Here is a 23,787-nt window from a genome sequence, read left to right as displayed (position 1 = left end):
AATCTTGTAAACATTATACTGAAAGATTGAACAAGCGCTCAGCGATTTTTTCTGATTTCTTTTTGTTTCCACAAAGTCCCATGTGTTCAGTTTCAACGTTCCACAGAAAATCCAATATTTCGCTTTGAGTTTTTTGTGATGAGATCATTTCGCATATGTCCGGCACATAAGAGTCGTACTCGTCTTGTGCTTCCGCGATATCTCTAATCCCTATTGGGTCCCATTCGTTTAGTAAAATTTTCTGTATTGTTGCATGTAACGCTGCAGTTTTTTCTCTCTCGATCATTTGAGAAATCTTGTGACCTCTACAAAAATTCGCCTCTATTAATGACAGGCTATTACAATGTTTCACCACGCGCCAGTCGACTATCGTCATACCCCGGCATCACGCCTTCATTCATCGCAAATTTTTTCAGTGGTGTAATGCTATCCACCGTTTTCAATCCGGCGCGGCGTAAATATCGCAGGATGGAAAAATCATTGCTGACCATTTTGTTCAGGCCGGTTGTTGCGGCAACGCGGGTCATGATGTCGGGGCGGCGGCGGGATTCGTAGGTGTCCAGAACGCTGCGCGATCCGATGTCGATCCCGACGCGCGCGGCATCGACAATCACTTCGGCCAGAACGGCGCAATCACGCAGGCTGAGGTTCAGGCCTTGGGCGCCCATCGGGTGCAGGACGTGGGCGGCCTCGGCCATCAGGGCCATGCGCGGCGCGGTCAGTTTCTGCGCGCGCATGATTTTGAGGGGCCAGCAGGTCGGGTCGCTGTCCAGTGTCACGGTACCGAGGGCGGAGCCGGCGCGGTCCTGCAACGCTTGTTGAAATTCGCCTTTCCGCATCCGCATGAACGCGTCGGCATCGTCCGCATATTCAACCCAGACAATACTGGAATGATGCGCGCCGGGCAGGGGGACGGTGGTAAAGGGACCGCCGGGGCGGTGATGTTCGGTGGAGACATGACCGTGCGGACGCGTGTGTTGCACCAAGCAGGTGATGGCGCTTTGCCCCGGATCAAATTCATCGCATTCAATACCCGCGATTGTGCGGATATTCGAATTGCGCCCATCCGCCCCGATCAACAGGCGGGCGCGTAGTTGCGTTTTATCATTCAGCGTGATGCTGACCCCCGTATCATCCGCGTCGTAATCGGTGACACGGGTGGGGATGAAGAACGTGATGTTTTGAATGTCGTCGCACGCAACGCCCAACGCGGCCCGCAAACGATCATTCGGCATATTGATGCCAAACCACGGCAGGTCGATGTCGGAGGCGTGGAAATCGACGGTGACGGCGCGGTCTTTCTTTGCGCCTTTTCCCCCTGGACTGTCCTCAACAATCCGCAATGTTTCCAGCGCCGCGCCATAGCGGGCGACATCATCCCAAACCCCGGTTGCGCGCAGGACGTTGACGGAGGCGTGCATCAGGGCGGCGGTGCGGGCGTTGTCCGTGACATCATCCGGCGCGGGGATGGGGGCGGGGTCGATGATGGCCACATTCAGCCCGGCCCGGCCCAAAAGGGCGGCCAGCGCCAGCCCCGGAACCCCGGCGCCACTGATAACAACATCAAAGGCTTTTGATTTTATTGGGGCTTGTCGTTTTGTTGTCATGATGGTCTGTCAAACCCATTTAAGCGTGCTATATCTAGGGGCCTAACATAGAGGAAACCGAACCATGGCAAAAGTCGAGATTTACTCCGGGGCGTATTGCCCGTATTGCGATCGGGCCAAGGCCCTGCTGACCCGCAAGGGCGTGCCCTTCACCGAATATAAGGTGGATGAGGATGATGCCAAGCGCGAAGAAATGCTGGGCCGGGCCAATGGTCGCCGGACCATTCCGCAAATTTTCATCAACGATGCGCATATCGGCGGATGTGATGATCTGCATGCGCTGGATTCGAAAGGGGAGCTGGACCAGCTCCTGTCCGCATGAGTTTGCCGGACACATTAAACGTGGCGCTGGTCCAGATGACCAGCGGGCCGGATATTGACGCCAATTTGAAAACCGCCGGCGATATGATCCGCGTGGCGGCGCTGGACGGGGCGCAATTTGTTCAGACACCGGAAAATACCTGCCATATGCGGTTCCCGGCGACGGAGAAATTGAAATCGGCCAAGGCGGAAGACGAGCATCCAGCTTTGCCATATTTCTCTGACATCGCGCGCGATCTGGGGGTGTGGATTCACGTCGGGTCCATCGCGGTGAAGGTGGCGGATGATAAGATGGCCAATCGCGGCTACATCTTTGCCGCCAATGGCGACATTGCCGCGCGCTACGACAAAATTCATCTGTTTGATGTCGATCTGCCCACCGGGGAAACACACCGTGAAAGCGCGCATATCGTTCCGGGGGACAAGGCGGTTGTGGTCGATACGCCGTTTGGCAAGATTGGCATGGGCATTTGCTACGATCTGCGTTTTGCGCCGTTGTTCCGTGCGCTGGCACAGGGTGGGGCGCGGATTCTGACCGTTCCTGCGGCCTTTACCGTACCGACCGGGCTGGCGCATTGGGAATCCCTGCTGCGGGCGCGGGCGATTGAAACGGGATCGTTCGTTCTGGCCGCTGCGCAATGCGGCACGCATGAAGGTGGGCGGATGACCTATGGTCATTCCCTAATCGTTGATCCGTGGGGCAAAGTGTTGGCTGAAGGCGGCGATGCGCCCGGCCTGATCACCGCAACGCTCAATTTGGCGGACAGCGAAAAAGCGCGGAGTGCAATCCCCGCGCTTCGTCATGACCGGAATTTTAACCTGGTTTCCGTATGATTCTTACTGTGCCAGCAACAGGCCGGGGTTGACCTTCAACGCATCCGCCAACTGGCGCATGGCGCGGATCGAACCCTGCTTGCGGCCAGTTTCAATCTCGGTCAGGTAGGCGCGGGACATATCCGCCAGTTTGGCCAGATCAACCTGAGTCATCTTGCGGAAACGGCGCAGAACTTTGACCGGGTGATCGGTGCCTGCGGCGATCGCGTTCAGCACATCATCGGGCAACGCGGCATCGGCGGCGGCATCTTCGTCCACGCGGTTGGTCAGCTTGCGGTATTCCTGCATCGGAACCAGCACATAGGGTTTGCCGTCAATATGAAGAAGATCCATGAAATAACCTCTTAAGGTGGGATGTTGAGGTGGTAGGTGAAGAAAAATGGCGGGGTGGGCTTGCCTGAAGCGGCAATGTCACATTAAGCTACAGTATATTGAATCTGCATAAAGAATCAACCTCCGATGAAACTCTCCCGCCTGCAAAAATTCTGGCCTTATACCCCCGCCGTTACCGGGTGGGTTTTGGCCGTTGCCGTTTACGCGGTGGCGGGGTGGGGGCTGTCCCTTTATCTCGGGGCCGCGGATCAATTCAGCCCGTTCATTTATTCCCGCGCCGTGGTGACGGTGACGTTTTTACTGTTCAGCCTGTTTTTGGGGTGGCGTGGATTTCGGATGATGATTGTCGATCGGCCCGATCATCTGACGCGGGAATTGATTGCCGATCTTCGCCGTATGCTGTTCAACCGCCGTATGCTGGTCGCGGCGGCGCCTTTGTTCTTTGCCTTCATCCTGTTTATGGGAACATTTACCAGCCTGAAATCCATGATCCCGCTGGTGCAGGATTATCAGTGGGATGAAACATTCGCGACGTGGGACCGTATTCTTCATTTTGGAATCGATCCGTGGCGTATCCTTCACCCTGTTTTCGGCTATGCCCCCATCACCTTCGCCATCAACCTGATTTATAATCTGTGGTTCGCGGTGATGTTCGGGGTGCTGTACTGGCAGTTGTTTAACCTGAAACGTCCGGTGTTGCGGATGCGGTTTTTCTGGACGTTCCTGTTGACCTGGATCATGTGCGGGAACGTTCTGGCCATGGGGTTCTCCTCTGGCGGGCCGTGTTTTTATAGCCATCTGGTGGATGGTCCGAACCCGTTCGCGGCCCAAATGGATTACTTCCATAGTATGGGTGAGGCCGGATGGCCGGTTTGGGCCTTGCAGACACAGGATATGCTTTGGACCACATATCAAGCCAATGCCACAGGGATAGGATCAGGAATTTCGGCGATGCCCAGCGTTCACGTGGCGCTCGCCTTTTTATTTTTCCTGTTGTCCCGCTCGTATGGGCGGGGTGTTCAATGGTTTTTTGGGACTTTTGCGCTCATAATCATGATTGGGTCCGTTCATCTGGCGTGGCACTATGCTTTGGATGGGTATCTGGGGGCGGCGGTTGCGGCCCTGATCTGGTGGGCCTGCGGTCTGGTGTTAAAGGAACCGATGGATGAAAAGCTGGTTTGATAGTTTTCGGCAGGAGCTGGGCAATCGCCTGACGCTCTGGATTCTGGCCATCTTTGCATTACAAATCGCTGTTGGCGGTGTTCTTGCCCGTATCTATGACTGGCCTTTGAACATACACACCATGATGTACTCCAATGCGCTGCATTGGGCGATTATCTGGTTCGGGTTGGGGATTATCAGCTGGCGCAGTTTTTATATCATGATTGCCATTCGGCCGGAGAGGCTGACGCTGACCATTCTGGATGATTTGCGCCGCATCTGTCTCAACCCACAGCGTTTGGCACGGGGGATACCAATCATTCTGTTGTTCACTGTCATGTTTTCGGTGTTCACCAGTTACAAAAGCCTGATCCCCGAAATTGTGCCGTTCAAGTACGACGAATTGTTTTCGCAAATTGATCGTACGTTGCATTTCGGTGTTGATCCGTGGCGCATTCTGTTCCCGGTTTTAAGCGCTGGGATTATGGTCACGGTCATCAGCTTCTTTTATAAAATATGGTTCGTTGCGAAATTTTCTGTTCTGTTTTGGCAGGCGTTTTCGCTCAAGCGCCCGCGGTTGCGCGAACAATTTTTCCTGACCTATATTTTGGTCTGGATTATCAATGGAACGATTTTTGCGCTTCTGTTCTCATCGGTGGGCCCGTGCTTCTATGGCAATGTCGTGGATGGCCCAAACCCGTATGCGGAATTGATGGCGTTCTTGCACGAAACGAATAAAACCATGCCCGTCTGGGATCTGGTGGCGCAGGATTACCTTTGGTACGCATACAAGAGCGAGGAAATATTGAGCTTTTCTGGTATTTCTGCGATGCCAAGCTTGCACGTTTCTTTGGCATTCCTGTTCGTGCTCGTTGGTTGGGGCACGGGACGAAAAACGGGGATCTTGTTCACCGTCTACTTCATTCTGGTGATGATGGGGTCTGTGTTCTTGGGATGGCATTACGCCATTGACGGGTATTTTGCCGTGATCAGCACGCTGATCATCTGGCTGAGTGTCGGGCAAGTTCTTAAATGGGTAGATGCCCGCGCCACGGCCCGTCGATTGGTAGAGAGTCCCGTACAAGCGTAATGATATCGCCTCGGCTTTTGCCATCAATCTCGCGCATGTGGCGCAGTGTGATCGCGTTGTTGCGTTTTGCGAAGCGTTTGCCGTCCGGGTCCAGCAACAACGGGTGATGTGCCCATTCCGGGACGTTTAAATTCAGCAAATGTTGCAATAAACGGTGCAAATGCGAGGCGTAGAAGAGGTCTTCGCCACGCGTGACGATATTCACGTTCTGGGTATGGTCGTCCAGTGTCACGCACAGATGATAGCTGGCGGGTGTGTCTTTGCGGGCCAGAACGACATCGCCCAGAATGTCCGGCGTGGCCGTTTGGAGGCCGCGATAACGGTCATGCCATGTCAGGGGCGCGGTGATTGTAGCCAATGCGGCACCCATGTTCAGGCGCAGGGCGTAGGGGTGGCCCGTATCCATTTTCCGGGCGCGGTCATCGGCGGAGAGATGGCGGCATGTGCCGGGGTAGAGGTGCCCCTCTGGCCCATGCGGGGCAGAGTTGGCGCGGGCGATTTCATCCTGAATGTCTTTGCGGGTGCAGAAGCAGGGGTAGAGCAGCCCCCTATCATCCAGCCGTGCCAGCGCCGCGCGGTAATCCGCAAAATGATCCGATTGCCGCCGCACCGGTTCCGGCCATGAGAGGCCGAGCCAATGCAGATCGTCATAAATTCCGGTTTCAAAGTCCGGTTTGCATCGCGTGGTGTCGATATCCTCAATCCGCAAAATCATCGTACCGTGGGCGGCGCTGAACAGCGCGGACCAAGCGTGGCCGATATGCAGGTACCCGGTGGGGGATGGGGCGAAGCGGGAGAATGTCATGGGGGCATTATCATGGAGACGTCATCCCGGCGCAAGCCGGGATCTTTTCGCCATAAGGGTTGAAGGTTCCGGCTTTCGCCGGAATGACGGGTGTAAAAATTGGGGCTCCGTGTTAAATTGCGGGGCGTAATAACGAACCAACAGGTGTATCCATGTCCGCATTAAAATCCTACACATTCGGTCCCGCCGCAGGAGGTGCGCCGACATCCATGGTCATTCTGTTGCACGGCGTTGGGGCGGACGGGCAGGATTTGTTGGGGCTGGCACCCATGCTGGCGGAAAAATTGCCGCACACGGTTTTTGTGTCGCCTGATGGCGCGCAACCGTTCGACATGGCGCCGATGGGGCGGCAATGGTTTTCCATTCGCGAATTCACACAAGAGGCGATGGAGCGCGGTGTGAAAGAAAGCGCACAAATCATCGATGATTTCATCACGGAACAACGTGACCAATATGGGCTGAGCGACGAAAATATCGCGTTGTTGGGCTTTTCTCAGGGCACGATGATGGCGCTTTATGTTGCGCCGCGCCGTGCAAAAAAGCTTGCCGGTGTGCTGGCTTATTCCGGTTTGTTAGCGGGTGCGGAGGGGTTGAGTGGCGATGCAATTTGCAAATTGCCCATCCATCTTGTGCATGGTGCGATGGACCCGGTGGTGCCCGTTGCATTCTATCAAATAGCGCTGCAGACGCTTGAAAACAAAGGGTTTCCGGTCACCGGTAAGATGATCCCGTATCTGGCGCATGGCATTGATGATACGGCGATTGCAACGGGGGCCGAATTCCTGCAATCGCATTTAGGTCATTAAATACAGGCGTTCTTCTGTCCAGTGGATGAAGAACGCGCTTTACCATATTGACGCAACGCATCAATCTTTGATTGTGAAAAAATTGTGCAAAATGTGATTTTGCCCTACAATATATTGTGTAGGCAAAGCGCGAGACCTTTTTGTTCTCCTCACTCCCGCCCGTAGGGTCTCCCTTTCGTCACAGCGAAGGAGTGTGTTTGCATGAGTGCTATAACTCCCCTTGAACAATGTCCGGCTCTGATCCTGAATGCGGATTTCAGACCGTTGAGTTATTTCCCTCTCTCACTCTGGTCGTGGCAGGACGCGATAAAAGCGATCTTCCGCGAATCTGTCGTCGTTGTGTCGGAATATGAACGCGTGATCAGTTCGCCATCGCATCAGATGCGGCTGCCCAGTGTTCTGGCGCTGAAGGAATACGTGCCCATGGAACGGGCACCGGCCTTTACACGATTTAACGTGTTCCTGAGGGACGGGTTTGAATGCCAGTATTGTGGCGATACCTTCAGGACGCAAGAGTTGACGTTCGATCATGTGATCCCGCGGTCACGGGGCGGACGTACAACCTGGGACAATATCGTCACGGCCTGTCAGGGATGTAACCTGGCCAAAGGCAGCATGACCCCGCGCGAGTGTGGCATGTTTCCGATGACCGATCCCTTACAGCCGTCGATATTCGAGCTCCAGGAAAACGGGCGAAGGTTTCCTCCAAACTTCTTGCATAGAAGCTGGGGTGACTTTCTCTACTGGGATACAGAGCTTGTAGACCAGTAAGCCCATAAGCGTAAGAGAACCTTGAAGGGAGGTTGTCATGTTTGGGAAGGTCTTTAGCATAAACCAGAAAACGGTGATGGATGCCATCATGTTCTACGTCGTACAGACGGTGATCTTGGTGGGTATTTCAACAACGTTGGTCCACGTCTTAGGAATGATGGGCGTCATTGATGGCGCAGCCGGAAGTTTCTTCGAAGGTGGTTCCGCATATACGATGATCGGCTCAGCCTTTGTGCTGTTGCTGGCCAGCGGTATCGTTATGAGCAAGGGATTGAGCAGCGATGTGTTCTCAATCATCCTGGCGGTCGCAGGTGTTTACCTGGCCTGGACCACAGGCGTGCTTCTGGGGTTGATCCCCGTTGCATTGCTCAGCACGTTCGACGCACGCAAATAGAACGCGCGTCACGTTACGTGACTTGAATGAATAACGAACCGGGCACCCGCGGGGCCCGGTTTTCTTATGCCGAAGGATAGGAGGGGTGACAAAAGCCCAATAAAATAAGGCGTTTTCAAAGATTTCGCTTGACTTCGCAGGTGCAACATTTAAGTATAAATGCTTCACCCCGAGCAAATTTTTTAGAAGAAGGCCTTCGCAAAATGTTTAGAGACCTGTTTGACCTGTCCAAATCCCGCAGCCTGAAAGAAAGCGTGGGCTTTTATATTTTTTACGGCGCGGTTGGTCTGGGCATTACGGGTCTGGTTGGTCTGTTCGCTTAAAACCCGTTGGCTTTGCGCGTGACCATGATGGATGCGACGGCCGCATAAATCCCCATGGCAAAGGCGATCAGCGCGTTATAGCCCGCCATCGAAATTCCAAACAACGACCAGGCAACAGCATCGCAGCGCACCGCTGCGGTGCTTTCTATTTTATCCAGAATGGAACCGCCACCGGCGATATCAAATCCGGTGGAGCAGCCTTCAAACACCGAAGCCCACCAGCGATGTTCAACACCAACGTGATAGGCGGCCAGAATGGATTCACCGATAAAGATCAAAGCGGTGAGAAAGATCAAAGCGGCGGCCGGCTTGGCATGGCCGCGACGCCCCAGAACGAAGGCCACCAACCCAACCGCGATGATGGCGGCATAGGGCCAACGTTGATAAACGCACAGCACGCACGGGGCCAACCCAACCCCATATTGAAAAACAAACGCCGCCGCCAGCAACAGGGCCGGAACCACCGTCACGATCGCGGCGGCCAGAGTGGGGCGGGTCAGGGCGGAATTGATCAGGTTTTTCAGGTGCATGGCTTTGATGGTGTGTTGTGGTCGGGAGTGGTCATGGGCAATCATGTAGCATTGTACCGCGAAAATGGCAGGTTTGTGGGCATTTATCTTGTATTTGATTTACCTAATATTTACATATCGGGCGTTATGCTCTGATACAGGATAGTCAGGGTCTCTGACTCGAAAACAGAACCCGAAGGAAAGAGATTGGTTATGACCGATTATAAGCGCGCCGGATCCCGCCTTGTGGCCCTGAATGTTGATGTTGAGGGCGGTTTTCTCACCGAACAGGATTATGTGACCATGCGCGGCCAACTGGATACGCTGCGCCGTGACCGCCCGCAGGCCTTTGATGACCTCAATAAACTGGCCAAAGGCTGGCGCGATCGCAGTGGTGAAGCGCTGCCCTCGGATCGGTTACAGGCTCTGGACAAAGCCTTGCAGGATACGGGTTTGCACCGTGGGGCATCGGTGATGAAGGTGCTGTCGGATTACGCCGCGCACGGGTTTCAGAAGGATTACCACCCCGGTTTCATGAAGAACGCCAACGGGCGGCCGTTTATGCCGTCGATTTTCAATGCGACGGCCCTGAATGTGCAGTCTTTTGCGGCCAATCACCCGGATTTCGTCGAGCCGCTCCGCAAAATCGTGAGCGGGGGGGATTCCGCGCTGATCGTGACCCCGGCCAATATGTTCACAGACAAGAGGCTGGGGCAGGAATTTGCCAATGCCCTGCGTCAGCACAATTTGCTGGCGGACCGGACGACCTGCCTGGCCCTGCAGGTGCAGGCCGTAGCGCCGGAGGTTTTTCGTAATCAGACCCCGGCGTCCGGGCGGGGCTGAAATACGCCGATTTATCCCGGCGTTGGCTTGATTCACGCTTTAAAATCCGTAAGATAGACGGGTGTGTGTACCCGATTTTTCGCCGGGGGCGTTCGTCCCCGGTTTTCTGTTTATATTTATGCGTTCTCCACCCTATCCAAAGTGCTGTATTTCCATGGGGTTACCCCGGATCATATCATTCAAAATGCGACGCAATTCCGGGCCAGCCTTCCAGAGGGCTTCCGGGCTTGAAAATGTATTTTTTTCAAATCGTTGCGTCGCACTGAATAAGGTATGGAATTATGGTTTTGGTAATGATTTTCTGGGAGAATCTATCCTAAGCCAGTGTATTTGCATTTTGCCCCGGCCCCATAAAAACAAAAAAGAATTTTTAAGTCAGTCGGTTAAAGAATTATGGGCTTGGGTAATGAAAACGATTGTATGTGACGGTACCCCAGTGCGATCGGGGGCCAGCATATGACCGACCACCGGCCTGAGAATGATATTGAGCGTAATAATACTAGGGACCTAGCGGGGGACTTCCGTTTGACGTCACAGCGCAATAGCGAGCGCGGGAATATTTTCGCCGCCCTGTTCGGGGCGGTCGCGCTCATTGGCGTTGTTGGTGCCGCATCCACCGCCTTGATGCGCGGTCCTCTCTCCACCGTCGTTACCGTCAACCAGAAAGCCAAAGCCGACACGCAAATGCAGTTGGCAGCGAAGCTGGCGGTTATGGAGGCTGCGCAGCAGTCCGCGGGTGGTGATTGCGATGGTGATGGTTTTATTGAGCCTTTGGTTCCGCGTGCGGGTACCACAGTTCCCACCAATGGTGGTTTGATCCCCGGCATTATTGGTGCAACCAAAACCGACCCGTGGGGGACGGAGTATGGTTATTGCGCATGGGACATGATGGATCTTGGACATGCGTCTTGTGATGCGACGCCGCCCGGATTGCTTGATGGCGCGACGGCGGACCCGGATGATGCCAGAGCGGCCATCATTATCTCAATTATTTCCGCGGGTCCGGACCGTGCGTTCAATACATCTTGCGTTGATTACGCAACAGACCCGAAAATGGTTTTGTCCGGCGGTGACGACGTTGTTCATAGCTTCACGTACGATGATGCAAGCGGTATGTCCGATGGCTTGTGGAAATTGATGCCGAACAGGCCTGGTGTTGCCACTATCGATAAAGAAATCGAACTGAGCAAAGCCGCCAGCTTCCTGAGCGAAACAAACTTCCAGGGCGGCGCTAAGTTCGATAGCGGTTTCCTGGATATGCGCGGTGCCGCAAACTCCGGTTTGTTCCTTCCGAACCAATCCACATCTGGCGCGTGTAATGCGGCCAACGTTGGCGTATTGCGTATTTTCGAAGGTGCAGGCGACGAACAGACATTGCAGATTTGCGACCAAAGCGTGGCCGCTCTGGCGTTGTTCCCGGATGGCTGGGTGAATGTTGGCGGATCTGGTGCGTCCGGCGGTGAGATTGATGCGCTGACCGATGGTTTGCGCGATGAAGCCACGGGCAATTTGTTCCTGGGTACTGACGATGGCGATTTGGACGTTGATGTTGCACAGGCGGACAGCAACGTTGTTGTTGGTGTGGGCGCGGGCGACCTTATTGTTGGTGGTGACGAAAACATTTTGATTGGTCGTGATGCGGGGAACACTCTCGTGAGTGGAAGCCGCAACATTATCATCGGTCATAACGAAGATGCCGCGGCGGACAGTACCAATGACTTCATGAACATTGGCGGGTTGCTGTATGGTGATCTGTCCAGTAATGAAATTGGTATTGGTGTAACGAACCCGACGGCTACGCTGGACGTTGGCACGGGTACGGTGAATGCGGATCGTTACCAAATCGGCACCAACATTTTCTACGACAATGGCGGCGCAGGCGAATTGCTGCTGGGTACTGGCGGATCGACACGTTTGGTGATCGATGCTGCGGGTCTGGTCGGCATTGGTATGTCATCCGGTGGTCGTGAGCTTGAGGTCGCGGGCGATATTCTGGCGACCGAAAACGTCTACGCCGATTTCTTCTATGGCACGGCGGGAACCGCTGGTGGCCCGACATACTCATTCGATGGTGATAACGATACTGGCCTGTTCAGTGCTGGTGCAAACACTGTTGCCATTGCAACGGCGGGTGGTCAGCGTTTGGTTGTTGATGCGACGGGTAATGTCGGTATCGGTGAACCCACGCCGGGGCAGGCGTTGGATGTTGTTGGGAATGGTGAATTTTCTGGCTACGTTCTGGGTGAATCGTTCCGTGTAAATTCTGACTCTGGTTTGTATGAGCAGGGCACGGGATTGTCGCTGAATGCTGGTGGTTCACCGGCATTGACCGTATTGGCGACGGGTGAGGTTGGTGTTGGTACGACCAACCCGAACATGGAATTTGAAGTTGCCGGTGCGATCCGTCTGGGCGATACGTCGAACGGATGCGCGGCGGGCACCGCCGGCTCGATTAAATACACCAGCGGTGATGCGCTGGAATATTGTTCGTCCGATGGCAACTGGTATGAACTGGCTGCGGGCGGCGGTGGTGGCGGTGGCGTGGGTAGTCCGCGTATCAGCGCATTGCTGGAAGCGGCTGCGGCGAATACCATCGACAACGCCAACTACGCACAGACTTGGAATTGGGACTCTCTGACGACGGGGAACGGTTTGACGCTGGGTTCGTCGTCCTATACGTCGGGCAGCATTCTGAATGTTGTTGGAACGAATGATAGCGCCAGCGGCGCAGCACTGAATGCTTCGAGCACATCGACGTCGGCGGGATCATCTGCAATCAAAGGGCTCGCGACGGGTGCGAGCGGTCTTGTAACTGGTGTAATCGGTCAAAGTGACGGCGGCAGTGGTCGCGGTGTGTACGGTTATGCCAGCGCCACAGTGGGCGTGAACTACGGCGTTCAGGCGATCAGCAATGGTTCCAACGGATATGGCCTGTTTGCCCGTGCGGCATCGGCAACGGGTGTCACATATGGTGTGTATGGCGATGTGAACAGCCCGGATGGTGTTGCGGGTTACTTCCAAAACCTGGCCGGTGGCTGGGGTCTGTATTCAGAAAATGATGTTGGCATTGGTGCAGACCATTATTTGAACTGGGGCACGACGCGCGGGGATACGGGTTACGGTATTCGCGACAATAACGGCATCATGGAAATCAAAAACAGCAGCGGCACATGGTCGCCGATTTCCAGCAGCGGCAGCGTCGGCGGCGCGCCGGGTGCGGATACTCAGGTTGTTTACAACAGTGCGGGCACTTTGGGTGCCGACGCGAATTTCACGTGGGATCGCACCACGGCCCGTCTGGGTCTGGGCGTTGCATCGCCGAGTGGGCGCCTGCAAACGGGTGACACGATTTATGACAGCGCCGTTTGCCCGGGTGGATATGTCGCGGGTGATTTCGACGGTGAAGCCGATGTGCAGGATTGCGTGTCGATCGGAATGACCGTTCTGCCTGATGGTAATGTTGGTATCGGCACGACCAGTGTCGCGCCATTTGGCGGAACCACGCGAACATTGATGGTGTCGGGTACAAATAGCGGAGATACCGCAAACGTGGTCTTGCGCGGTCACCCGAGCGCCGTCGATGAAACGCTTGGCGGAATCATCTTTATGAACGGCGCTAATCTGGGGGCTGGCGTATCGTCAGTGCTTGGATCTTCGGCAGATTCTGCGGGCCTGATCTTTAATACCTGGAATGCCGGCGCGGGGCAGGTGCCCATGTGGATTCAGCCCGATGGCCGGATCAGCCTTGGTTCGTATGTTGCGGCCGATTTGGATTTGCGACTTGATGTGAATGGTAAAGTCGGCGCCACGGAATATTGCGATGAAGCTGGTTTGAATTGTATCGACATTGCCAACGTCTCTGGCGCGGGTGGTGCGGATACGGAAGTGCAGTTTAACAGCAGCGGCACATTGGCTGGCTCTCCGGGCTTTACATGGACGGAAGGGTCCAGCGCGTTGAACGTCACGGGCCGTGTGAATGTTTCTGACCGTATTAATATTGCCGGTCAAGCGGGCAGTGTTCCGCAATTGATGCGTTTTGGCGATTTGACGGATGTGGATACAACGGGTGCGGTCAACGGGAACGCCATTATCTTCGACGGTACCGATTGGGTCGTAGGCACGATCGGTTCCGGCTCGGTCGGAGCCGCGGGTGCGGATCGTCAGGTTCAGTTTAATTCCAGCGGATCGTTGGCGGCGGACACGAATTTTGTTTATACGTCTGCGGGCGATTTCATTGTTGGTTCCAGCCAGATGGATGATGGCGCTGGCAGTGATATGCGAATGTTCTTTAATAAAACAAAAGGGGCATTTCGTGCGGGGTACGCGGGTTCTGATGAGTGGGATGATGCAAGTGTTGGTCTTGCCAGTATTGCATTAGGCGACAGTGTTACGGCCTCTGGAAATTCCAGCTTTGCGGCGGGTAACGGCACGGCTGCAACGGCTGAGGGGAGCGTCGCTCTGGGGTCCTATGCTGCGGCAACGGGTAATTTTGCGTTTGCAGCGGGAAGGAATAGTGTAGCGGGTGGTTTGGCCAGCGCGGCTTTCGGGTTTAATACAAATGCCAGCGGTCAAACAAGCATCGCTTTTGGTTCTAGTGTCGCGGCGGGTAATGGCGTTGCGGGGAGCGGCTTGGGTGATGGATCTGTTGCTTATGGCTTGATTGATGACGCTGTAACAATCACAACGCCATCCCAAGTCACGGGCGTTCAATCCATGGGCATTTTCATGGGTGATCAGGACGGTCTGGTTGTCTCGGCAAATAACCAGATGAGCCTGTTGGGTGGCAAAATGGTCATCGATCCGCGCGTTCCGGCCAGCAACCTGTCCGCCGACACGGCGTTCGAAGTCGAAGGCACAATCAAAATTTCCTACAGCAACGAAGCGTGCGACGCCTCGCGCGAAGGCTCCATCCGTTATATGAGCAGCACCGACACGTTCGAAGTCTGCGCAGAGACAGCCAGTGGATGGGAAGAAATTGGTGGCAATATTGAGCAAGTTGCCGGTGATCCGCCGGTCAGCAACTTTGTCGAGGACCTGGATGATCTGGGTGATGTGACGATTGCGTCCGCCGTAAACGGTGAATGTCTGGTTTATAATGGTTCGGTCTGGGCGGATGGTGCCTGTGGCGTCGCTGGTGCAACACCGGGCGGGGCTGATACAAACGTTCAATTTAACTCCAATGGCGATTTGCATGGGACGGCGGATTTCACCTGGAACCAAGGGACAACAACCTTGAGCGTGACGGGTGCGGTCAACGTGTCCGACCGTATCAATATTTCCGGTCAAGCAGGCAATGCGCCGAACCGTCTGGTTTTGAACGGTATGGATGACGTTGCGATTTCATCCGCGGCCAATGGTGAGTGCTTGGTTTATAACGGCGCGGCATGGGTTGATGGCGCGTGTACCGCCAGCACGCCGAGCGCGGCGGGTGCGGATCGCCAGATCCAGTTTAACTCCGGCAACGCGTTCGCGGCGGATGCGAATTTTGTTTACACAGCGGCTGGCGATTTCATCGTGGGTTCGACCCAGATGGATGATACGACTACGGGTAACGAAGATATGCGCATGTTCTTCAACAGAACAAAGGGCGCATTCCGTGCAGGCGGTGCATATGATGCCGAGTGGGACGATGCGAACATAGGGATTGCGAGCGTTGCCTTGGGCGATGGGCCAACGGCAAGTGGCGAAGTGAGTGTGGCCATTGGTAATGCCCCAATCGCAAGCGGGTTGGGAAGTGTTGCCATTGGTACCCAGGCTGAGGCCCAGGGCGAGAACAGTCTGGCACTCGGTCCGCAGACCGTGGCGAGCGAGACCAATAGCGTTGCGATTGGTAATGGATCGTCGTCTGGAGCTTTCGGTGGTTTTGCCATCGGTGATGGCGCGCAAATTGGTGGGTTTGGCGAAGGTGCGATTGCCTTGGGGCGTGGTGCTATTGCTTCGGAAGAAGGTGCTGTTACGCTCGGTCGTTGGGCGAAGTCTGGCGCTTTGGCGAGTTCCGCTGTAGGTGGTATGACAACGGCCACGGGTCGATACAGTATGGCCCTTGGATCGCATGTCATCGCAGGTGACGGGGCGTTTGTTGGTGATGACGAACTGAATCAGGCCTTGGATCAGACTGTCGGTGAGGGGGCCATGGCCATTGGTCTCGTCTCGGGCGCAAGCGAAGGCAGCATGAGCAATACTTATGCGCGTGTGACCGGCGATCAGTCTCTGGGTATCTTTATGGGTGTGCAGCAGGCTGTTGACCTTCAGGCGAATAATACGATGGGCCTGTTTGGTGGTAAAATGGTGATTGATCCCCGCCAGCAAGCGACAAACCTGTCCGCTGACACTGCGTTTGAAGTTGAAGGCACGATTAAGATCGCCTATAGCGGGGAGGCATGCGATGCGTCCCGCGAAGGCTCCATTCGTTACATGTCCAACACGGACACATTTGAAATGTGCGCGGTAGCGGCGAACGATTGGGAAGCCATTGGCGGCGGTGCAACGCCGGGTGGGGCCGATACGTATGTACAGTTTAATTCCAATGGTGACCTGGATGGCGTCGCGGCCTTTACATGGGATAACGCGACCTCCACGCTGGGTGTAACGGGTAAGATCAATGTGTCTGACCGTATCAATATCGCGGGTCAGGCGGGCAATGCCCCGAACGAGATGACCTTGGCCAATCTGGGCGATGTCACATTGGCGAGCCCGGCCAACGGCGAATGTCTGGTTTACGATGGAACGACATGGGAAAACGCGGCATGTGGCGGCGGTGGCGGTGCGATCAGTGATCTGACGGCGGCGACGGCGGCGAATACTTTGGCCAATGCGGACCATACGCAGACATGGAACTGGGATTCGTTGACCACCGGGAATGGCTTGGCCCTTGGTTCATCTTCGCTGACAACCGGGAATGTTTTGTATGTCGCGGCAACAAACACTGCCGCATCGGGCAGCGCGATCTATGCCACAACCAGCAGCACCACCAATAATGGTGCCGCTGTAGAAGGTGTTGCCACCGGGGCCAGTGGTCGCACATACGGTCTTTATGGGACAACAAATAGTGCGGGAACAGGGGCGGCGGGCGTCTTTGGCTGGGCATATGGCGCCAGCGCGGCTACTTATGGCGGGAATTTCGGAACAGACAGCACCAGCGGTATAGGGATTAGTGCGCAGGCCACAGCGGCTACAGGCTCTACCATGGGCGGATTCTTCAGAACGGACAGCACTGGCTCGGCCTATGGCGTTTATGGCGAAGCCGCGGCGGGGACCGGATCGACCATGGGTGGGTATTTTGACAGCGCCAGTACCAGCGGCATAGGTGTCTATGGTAACGCCGGTGCGAGCACGGGGACCACTTATGGCGTCTATGGAAACAACGCCAGCGCTGCTGGCTATGGCGGTTATTTCACCAACACCAATGCTGGCGGTGGCTGGGGCCTGTATTCGACTGATGATATTGGCCTCGCCGCCAGCATGTACCTCAACTGGGGCGCAACACGCGGGTCCACTGGTTATGGTATCCGTGATAATGCAGGCGTGATCGAATGTAAAAATTCCGGCGGCGCATGGGCTCCGTGCGCGGGCGGTGGCGGTGGTGCAACACCGGGTGGTGCCGACACGAACGTTCAGTTTAACTCCAATGGCGATCTGGCCGGGACGGCGGATTTCACATGGGATCAGGCCAGCACGACATTGAGCGTCAGCGGTGTGGTCAGCGTGGGTGACAAAATCGCCATGGGTGGCGTGACCGGGAACTTGCCGACCTATCTGGGTCTGACTGGCTTGTCCGATGTCACATTGGCGAGCCCGGCCAACGGCGAATGTCTGGTTTACGATGGGACGACATGGGAAAACGCGGCGTGCGGCGGTGGCGGTGCGATCAGTGCCCTGACGGCGGCCACGGCAACCAATACGATTAACAACCTAAATTTTGCACAAACGTGGAACTGGAACACGCTGACGACGCAAACGGCGTTGTCCATGGCGTCGACGTCGATGACATCGGGAACGATGCTGTCCGTGTCTTCTACAAACGGCACGGCCACGGGCACGGGTATTTATTCTTCGATCAACACCACGGGCGCAGCCAAGGCAATTTATGGCCGTTCATGGGGTACCAGCGGCACGGCGAGCGGTGTTTATGGCGAAGCGGCCAGCGCATCTGGCTTTGCCGTGTATGGTGTAAACAGCGCGGCCGGTACTGGTGTTTACGGCACGAGTACGGCGGCATCAGGCACTGGTGTAACTGGTGTTGCAAATAACACCGGTGGGGTTGGTGGTGTTCGGGGTACGACCAGCAGCACGTCAGGTGTTGGTATTTTTGGGGATAACACGGCAGTCAGTGGCTCTACATCAGGTGTCTATGGCTCTGCGGCAAGCGCAACTGGTTTTGGTGTGTACGGGATTAACGCGGCTTCGGCGGGTATTGGCGTTGGTGGTGTCGCAAACGCTGGCGCGGGTTTTGGCGTCTTGGGTATCACAAGCAGCACAACGGCTGGGGCCACAGGCGTAAGAGGGAACTCAACAGGTACGTCCGGTGGGGTTTATGGCGTTCATGGCAGCAGTTCCAGCACGGCCGGTGCCGGTGTTCTGGGGGCGAACTCGGCCACGAGCGGCTCTACAGCGGGCGTTTGGGGTACAGCGGCCAGCTCATCGGGCTTTGGTATGTATGGTAACAACACGGCATCGGGTGGTACCGGTGTTGGCGGTGTTGCAAACACGGGTGCCGGTGTTGCCGTCTGGGGTAGCACGACCAGCACGACGGCCACGGCCACGGGTGTTCGCGGAACGGCTTCCGGTGCGTCGGGTGTCACATATGGTGTGTATGGTTCATCCAGCAGTTCGACCGGTTATGGCGGCTACTTCACAAACCTCAGCACAGGTGTTGCACTGCATGCGCAGGGCGATATTACCTACACCGGGGTGCTGACTGACACGTCCGATATTCGTTTGAAAACCGACATTCAGCAACTGGATGCCCAGGACGTTCTGGCGCGCTTGGATCAGATCGATACCTATAGCTTCCGTATGCGCGATGATGTATCCGGCCAATTGGAACTGGGTGTGATGGCGCAGGAAGTGGAAAAAGTATTCCCTGAACTGGTTCGTACGGCCAGTGACGAGATGGGTACGAAATCGGTCAACTATACGGGCTTTGTCGCACCGCTGATCGAGGCGACCAAAACGCTGAAGGCTGAGAACGACGATTTGAAAGCCGAGCTGGCCTCGTTGAAAACGGAACAGACGGCGATGGTTTCCTCCATCGATGATTTGCGCGCGGATATGAACGGCATGAAGGCCCATACCGGTTACGGTATTGGCAAGGCCGGATTTGGTGCCGGTATGGCTGCGGGTATCGTTGTTATTCTGGGTGGTCTGGGGCTGGCCTTTATGTGGAACAACACGGGCCTGCGTCGTCGCCGCAGAGCCGAATAAAGAAAGGCTGTCCCATGCAACAGCCCTCTGTACCGCGGTCTTTATCCCTGAAACGGTATATCTCATCATTCCTCGTCTCGGCAGCGCTTGGCGCAGCCGCAGCGGGCGGCATGTCCAACACGGCGCTGGCTGCGTGCGCCAGCCCGGTCGGTGCGGCCGGGGATATGATGTTCAATGCCAGTTATAAGGTCATGCAATATTGCGACAACACGAACTGGGTCGCCATTGCGTATGGTACGGATACCGGTGCGTCGGTTGGCCAGCCTGCAATCATAGATACGGATACGGGTATTGCGGCCCCGGGGCGCATGTCCATGGCCGGGAATTTTCTTTATGTCGTTGACGAGGCGGCGGATACGCTGACCGTTGTTGATATCAGCAGCCCGGCAAATCCGGTTATGCGCGGCAGTGTTGCGGTCACCGGGGCGACGCGCGTTGTTGCCATCAATAATGATGAAGCTTATGTGACCGGCGATCCCAATGACACGGTGTATGTTATTGATGTAACAGATCCCGATGCACCGACAATTGCAACATCGCAAACCAATGCCACCACACTGGACCGTGCGACAGGTATTGATGTGGTTGGCGGTCAGGCCTATGTCACGTTGCAGACATTGGATACTGGGGTTACGGCGCTGAATGTCTGGAACGTGCCGCCGACGATTGGCGGAACGGCGTTTGATGCCAATCTGGATTATACGACGGATATTAAAATTGCTGGCGACCGCGCTTATGTGGTTACTTATCAGGGCGCGTTCGGTGTTATTGATATCAGCACACCGGGTTCCCCCAGCGTCATGGACGTCCTTGGTCCCGATACAACGTATTATTATGGCATGCAGACACTGGATGTATCAGGGGATTATGCCTATGCCGTCGCACGCGAGCGGGATCGCTTGGGTATCGTCGATCTTTCGAATGATTGGGGTGTCTTTGTCACCGGAACCTTGGCCGATTCAACATGGTTTGATATGGCACAAGACTTGGATGCCGTAGGAGATTATGTATTCGTGACATCATACAACAGTGATTCAGTCGCCGTTGTGGATGTCAGCGATAAATCAAATCCGGCGATTGCCTATACGCTTCAGGACGCAACCGAACTGAACGGGGCGCAGGATATTATTGTCAACGGATCGTATGCCTATGTCACGTCAACCTTGGCTGGAAAGCTTGTGACGCTCAATGTCGGCGGCGGCGGATCAGGTGGTGCCCCCAGCGGGTGTAGCACGATTGGTCAGGAATGTTCGGATGGCTCGGTCTATGCCGGTACATCGCCGGATGGCAGTTTTCCCATGTACACGACACATTGCGATGCCGGGATGACATGGAACGGGTCGGCGTGTACGGGGACGCGGTCAACATTTGCCTATAACAACGCAAACGCCAGTGGCGATACTGTCAGTAACGCCAGCAGCACGGTCAGCGGTTCGGCCAACACGGCATCGTTGCTGATCACGGATGCCGACAGTATAACGGGCGGGGTGCAACCGCACCAGGCTGCGCAATATTGTGGTGATCTGTCGGCGAATGGACGCGGCGACTGGTATTTGCCAGCATTGGATGAATTGGCCATTTTGCGCGACAACCGTGTGGCCATTGGTGGGTTTGAATTGAATGCCGGTGCATCAGGAGAGCAGCGGCGCCTATGGTCATCGTCGGATAACGGCCAATTCACAGCGTGGCGCCAGAACATGCCCGATGGTGTTCAGGGGAACCCCGTGAAGGACGAAATCAACACCGCGCGATGCGTGCGCAAGGTCAATCCGGCGGGTGGATCATGTACGACCCCGGCGGGCGACGAGGGGGACATTGTTTACAATTCCACCCACCATGTCATGCAATATTGCAACGGGACAAACTGGGTTCCGATGGGGGCGAACGGTAACGGCGGAGCCGGGTGCAGCAACCCGACGGGCGTTGCCGGGGATATGACCTACAACACCACGCACAGTGTCATGCAATTCTGCGAAGGCGATACATGGGTTTCAATGGGGCCGGAATAAGGAATAAAGAACAGTGAGCCGGATAATGGGGAAGATACAGATCAGCAAAAAATGGGCGTCCATCGCGGCGACTATGGTGCTGTTGGCTGTTTTCGTTGCGCCAAAACCGGTTTATGCCGCGTGTGCCAATCCTGTCGGGACCGAGGGGAAAGTTATCTACAATACATCGTATGGCACGATGCAATATTGCGATGACACCAACTGGATTTCCATGGGGGCGACAATGGCGCCCGGTGGCAATAACGGCCCGACCGATGGGCTGGTGGCGCGTTGGAAATTGGATGAGGCCAGCGGCAGCGCCGTGGCCTCCGATACGACCGGGCTGCATGATGCGGACCTGACCAATATGAACACAGCATCGGCATGGATATCGGGTGTCCGCGGCGGGGCGCTTTTGTTCGATGGCAACAATGATTACCTGACCACGCCGGACACGGCCACGCTTGACCTGTCATCTTTTACGCTGACAACGTGGGCCCGTTTCGATGGCGCGGTGGCCGCCAATTATTTCTTTGAAAAGGGCACGGCGGGGCAGGCGAATTACCGTTTCTACCTTTATTATAATGGATCAAACTACGTTCTGGCCTGCGGCTTCCATGATGGCACGACGTGGCGGCAGATTGAGCAAAATGTCGGGCCTTCGTTGGGGGTCTGGTACCATCTGGCCTGTACGTGGGACAATGCGGCACAAGAATTGAATATGTATGTCAATGGCGTTTCGGCTGCTTTTGGTTCCGGCCCATTTACGCCGCTACAAAATAATGCGGCTCTCTGGCTGGGGCGCAGCCAGTTGGCCGGTGCTGGAACTCTTCTGGGGGCCATGGATGATATACGGGTTTATAACCGTGCCTTGTCCCCGACTGAAGTCGAGGAAGTTCTACAATCCGGTGCGGCACCCGCGCATTCCAGCTTGCTGGGGCGGTGGAAGTTTGACGAATCTAGCGGTTTGATCGCAACAGACAGTTCACCAAACGCCAATATCGGCACATTGGGCGGTGGCCCAACATGGCAACCGAGCGGCGGGCGGGTTAATGGGGCACTGGATTTTGATGGCGCGAACGATACCGTCATCGTGTACACGCACCCTGTTTTCAATGACATCAATACCCTGACCGTTGCGGCATGGATTTATCCGCGTGGCTGGGGTGAGAGTGATCGCGGACGCATTATTGACAAGCGAAATGGCGGCCAGGAATCATTCATTTTCTATCTGCTTACACCGGGCCACCTGGTGTTCGAGGCTTCGCGATGGAGCGGGAACAATGGGGTGTGGGGATCCAGCTCGGCGATCATTCCGCTGAATACATGGACGCATGTTGCGGTAACGTATAATTACGGCGCGCTTGGAAATGATCCTGTTTTCTATGTGAACGGATCACCCGTCGGCGTGAGCGAGACAACAACGCCAACCGGAACGGCGTCGGCAGAAACGGCCAATTTGAATATTGGCAATGATAACGGAACGGCGCGGGCCTTTAACGGTTTGATGGACGATGTACGGATGTATGGTCGTGTTCTGGCCGCTGATGAAGTGGCGGCGTTGTATGACAATCCGGAAGGTGGCATTTGCACCAATCCGTTCCGGGCCGAAGGGCAAATCATTTTCAATTCAACCAGCGGCGTCATGCAATATTGCAATGGGTCGGATTGGATTTCCATGGGTGAAGTTGCCAGCGGTGGCGGGGGTGGATCGTGCAATACGACGCCAACCGAAATCACCGTAACGGGCACGAATACCTATAACATCCCTGCTGATTGTTATGAGGTGACCATTGAGGCCTTTGGCGCGGGCGGCAGTGGCGCACTGGATTCCCAGAGCCAGCGCGCTGCCGGTGGCGGTGGCGGTGCAACGGCGGCACGGCGCAATAGCAATGCTGAATTGCTGGTTGTTGGCGGCGGCGGCGGCGGCGGTGGCGGTGTTGATGGCGCACCGGAAACACAATCGCGTGGCGGTGGCGGCGGGTATGCCTCGGCGACCGTGACGGTCACGCCTGCGGAACAACTGGATATATGGGTTGGGTCGGGTGGTTTGGTGCCAAGTCTGGATACAGGTGGTTCCGGAGGTGCGACAACACCATTCAATGGTGGCAAGGGTGGTAACCGCCGTCAAAACGGAAGCGGCGTAACCTATGGCGGCGGCGGCGGCGGTGGTAACGAAAATAATGGCGCTACGTCCACCTACGGCGGTGCCGGTGGTGCTGGTGGCGAGGGTGGCTCCTGTGGATCATCCACAAACGGCGGTGCATGTAGTGGCGTGTTCGGCGGTGGTGGTGGCGGGTTCAGTATCAGCGGCGGCACGATCACATTGGGCAGTGCCGGGAACGTGAGTTCTGGGGCGGCGGCCAATGGCGGGCCGGGGAATGGCGCGCAAAACGCCGTAGGCGGGAATGGAAAAATCATCATCACGCCGGCGGCGGGAACGCCCCCGGTTGGGACGGGGTGTTCTAACCCGACGGGTGATACGGGCACGATGATTTACAATACGACGCACAGCGTGATGCAGTATTGCAACGGCACGGATTGGGTGGGTATTGGCAAATAAAAACGCCAACCCACTG

At 55.7% G+C, this 23,787-nt stretch carries 16 protein-coding genes; 11 read left to right on the top strand and 5 right to left on the bottom strand.

All coding sequences use genetic code 11. The features are described from left to right. Nucleotides 1-13: 13 nt before the first annotated feature. A complete protein-coding gene (locus tag ACSC94_RS06015) occupies nucleotides 14-286 on the bottom strand; it encodes a hypothetical protein (RefSeq protein ID WP_435639944.1) in 273 nt (90 codons plus the stop codon). A 52-nt stretch (nucleotides 287-338) separates the two neighbouring features. Beyond that, entirely contained in the window at nucleotides 339-1,607 is a 1,269-nt protein-coding gene (locus ACSC94_RS06010) for an FAD-dependent monooxygenase (protein WP_435639943.1), read from the bottom strand. A gap of 64 nt (nucleotides 1,608-1,671) precedes the next feature. Here ACSC94_RS06010 and grxC point away from each other — a divergent pair, with 64 nt between their 5' ends. Both grxC and ACSC94_RS06000 read left to right on the top strand, forming a co-directional pair. Then, nucleotides 1,672-1,929, top strand: a complete 258-nt coding sequence (grxC, locus tag ACSC94_RS06005; protein WP_014103192.1) for a glutaredoxin 3 — start codon at nucleotides 1,672-1,674, stop codon at nucleotides 1,927-1,929. After that, entirely contained in the window at nucleotides 1,926-2,762 is an 837-nt protein-coding gene (locus ACSC94_RS06000; protein WP_435639942.1) for a carbon-nitrogen hydrolase family protein, read from the top strand. Before grxC ends, ACSC94_RS06000 begins: the two co-directional genes overlap by 4 nt. A 3-nt stretch (nucleotides 2,763-2,765) precedes the next feature. Here ACSC94_RS06000 and ACSC94_RS05995 read toward each other — a convergent pair whose 3' ends face one another. Next, nucleotides 2,766-3,095 carry a helix-turn-helix domain-containing protein gene (locus ACSC94_RS05995; RefSeq protein ID WP_435639941.1) on the bottom strand — a complete coding sequence of 110 codons (330 nt, stop codon included), beginning with the start codon at nucleotides 3,093-3,095 and terminating at the stop codon, nucleotides 2,766-2,768. Between the two features lie 126 nt (nucleotides 3,096-3,221). On the opposite strand from ACSC94_RS05995, the gene ACSC94_RS05990 reads away from it, so the two are divergent. Next, complete coding sequence (locus ACSC94_RS05990) at nucleotides 3,222-4,277, top strand: phosphatase PAP2 family protein (RefSeq protein WP_435639940.1); 1,056 nt, start codon at nucleotides 3,222-3,224, stop codon at nucleotides 4,275-4,277. Then, nucleotides 4,261-5,346, top strand: coding sequence for a phosphatase PAP2 family protein (locus ACSC94_RS05985; RefSeq protein ID WP_435639939.1), 1,086 nt, complete (start codon nucleotides 4,261-4,263; stop codon nucleotides 5,344-5,346). Before ACSC94_RS05990 ends, ACSC94_RS05985 begins: the two co-directional genes overlap by 17 nt. Here ACSC94_RS05985 and gluQRS read toward each other — a convergent pair. Next, a complete protein-coding gene (gene gluQRS / locus ACSC94_RS05980; RefSeq protein WP_435639938.1) occupies nucleotides 5,285-6,151 on the bottom strand; it encodes a tRNA glutamyl-Q(34) synthetase GluQRS in 867 nt (288 codons plus the stop codon). The genes ACSC94_RS05985 and gluQRS overlap by 62 nt on opposite strands. 152 nt (nucleotides 6,152-6,303) lie before the next feature. On the opposite strand from gluQRS, the gene ACSC94_RS05975 reads away from it, so the two are divergent. The 3 genes from ACSC94_RS05975 (at nucleotide 6,304) to ACSC94_RS05965 (ending at nucleotide 8,122) form a co-directional block, all read left to right on the top strand. After that, entirely contained in the window at nucleotides 6,304-6,957 is a 654-nt protein-coding gene (locus tag ACSC94_RS05975; protein ID WP_435639937.1) for an alpha/beta hydrolase, read from the top strand. Nucleotides 6,958-7,158: 201 nt separating this feature from the next. Beyond that, nucleotides 7,159-7,728: an HNH endonuclease gene (locus ACSC94_RS05970; RefSeq protein WP_435639936.1), complete on the top strand. Its 570-nt coding sequence runs from the start codon at nucleotides 7,159-7,161 to the stop codon at nucleotides 7,726-7,728. 37 nt (nucleotides 7,729-7,765) lie between these two features. Then, a complete protein-coding gene (locus ACSC94_RS05965; RefSeq protein ID WP_435639935.1) occupies nucleotides 7,766-8,122 on the top strand; it encodes a hypothetical protein in 357 nt (118 codons plus the stop codon). Between the two features lie 319 nt (nucleotides 8,123-8,441). Here the strand turns inward: ACSC94_RS05965 and ACSC94_RS05960 are convergent, their stop codons facing one another. Continuing rightward, nucleotides 8,442-9,020, bottom strand: a complete 579-nt coding sequence (locus ACSC94_RS05960; RefSeq protein WP_435639934.1) for a disulfide bond formation protein B — start codon at nucleotides 9,018-9,020, stop codon at nucleotides 8,442-8,444. Nucleotides 9,021-9,167: 147 nt separating this feature from the next. Between ACSC94_RS05960 and ACSC94_RS05955 the strand changes: the two genes are divergently transcribed. From ACSC94_RS05955 to ACSC94_RS05940, 4 genes are all read left to right on the top strand, one after another. After that, a complete protein-coding gene (locus ACSC94_RS05955) occupies nucleotides 9,168-9,797 on the top strand; it encodes a hypothetical protein (protein ID WP_435639933.1) in 630 nt (209 codons plus the stop codon). 525 nt (nucleotides 9,798-10,322) lie between these two features. Then, nucleotides 10,323-19,220, top strand: coding sequence for a tail fiber domain-containing protein (locus ACSC94_RS05950; RefSeq protein WP_435642128.1), 8,898 nt, complete (start codon nucleotides 10,323-10,325; stop codon nucleotides 19,218-19,220). 14 nt (nucleotides 19,221-19,234) lie between these two features. Continuing rightward, complete coding sequence (locus ACSC94_RS05945; RefSeq protein ID WP_435642127.1) at nucleotides 19,235-21,229, top strand: DUF1566 domain-containing protein; 1,995 nt, start codon at nucleotides 19,235-19,237, stop codon at nucleotides 21,227-21,229. A 25-nt stretch (nucleotides 21,230-21,254) separates the two neighbouring features. Further along, a complete protein-coding gene (locus ACSC94_RS05940; protein ID WP_435642126.1) occupies nucleotides 21,255-23,771 on the top strand; it encodes a LamG domain-containing protein in 2,517 nt (838 codons plus the stop codon). Nucleotides 23,772-23,787: the final 16 nt, after the last annotated feature.

Origin of the sequence: Micavibrio aeruginosavorus, assembly GCF_051245535.1 — a bacterium.
Taxonomy (GTDB): Bacteria; Pseudomonadota; Alphaproteobacteria; order Micavibrionales; family Micavibrionaceae; genus Micavibrio; species Micavibrio aeruginosavorus_D.
This window is presented reverse-complemented; position numbering and strand designations above follow the sequence as displayed.

Coding starts and splice junctions, on each gene's coding strand:
- ACSC94_RS06015 (WP_435639944.1), bottom strand. CDS start 286: ATGATCGAGAGAGAAAAAACTGCAGCGTTACATGCAACAATACAGAAA.
- ACSC94_RS06010 (WP_435639943.1), bottom strand. CDS start 1,607: ATGACAACAAAACGACAAGCCCCAATAAAATCAAAAGCCTTTGATGTT.
- grxC (WP_014103192.1), top strand. CDS start 1,672: ATGGCAAAAGTCGAGATTTACTCCGGGGCGTATTGCCCGTATTGCGAT.
- ACSC94_RS06000 (WP_435639942.1), top strand. CDS start 1,926: ATGAGTTTGCCGGACACATTAAACGTGGCGCTGGTCCAGATGACCAGC.
- ACSC94_RS05995 (WP_435639941.1), bottom strand. CDS start 3,095: ATGGATCTTCTTCATATTGACGGCAAACCCTATGTGCTGGTTCCGATG.
- ACSC94_RS05990 (WP_435639940.1), top strand. CDS start 3,222: ATGAAACTCTCCCGCCTGCAAAAATTCTGGCCTTATACCCCCGCCGTT.
- ACSC94_RS05985 (WP_435639939.1), top strand. CDS start 4,261: ATGAAAAGCTGGTTTGATAGTTTTCGGCAGGAGCTGGGCAATCGCCTG.
- gluQRS (WP_435639938.1), bottom strand. CDS start 6,151: ATGACATTCTCCCGCTTCGCCCCATCCCCCACCGGGTACCTGCATATC.
- ACSC94_RS05975 (WP_435639937.1), top strand. CDS start 6,304: ATGTCCGCATTAAAATCCTACACATTCGGTCCCGCCGCAGGAGGTGCG.
- ACSC94_RS05970 (WP_435639936.1), top strand. CDS start 7,159: ATGAGTGCTATAACTCCCCTTGAACAATGTCCGGCTCTGATCCTGAAT.
- ACSC94_RS05965 (WP_435639935.1), top strand. CDS start 7,766: ATGTTTGGGAAGGTCTTTAGCATAAACCAGAAAACGGTGATGGATGCC.
- ACSC94_RS05960 (WP_435639934.1), bottom strand. CDS start 9,020: ATGATTGCCCATGACCACTCCCGACCACAACACACCATCAAAGCCATG.
- ACSC94_RS05955 (WP_435639933.1), top strand. CDS start 9,168: ATGACCGATTATAAGCGCGCCGGATCCCGCCTTGTGGCCCTGAATGTT.
- ACSC94_RS05945 (WP_435642127.1), top strand. CDS start 19,235: ATGCAACAGCCCTCTGTACCGCGGTCTTTATCCCTGAAACGGTATATC.
- ACSC94_RS05940 (WP_435642126.1), top strand. CDS start 21,255: ATGGGGAAGATACAGATCAGCAAAAAATGGGCGTCCATCGCGGCGACT.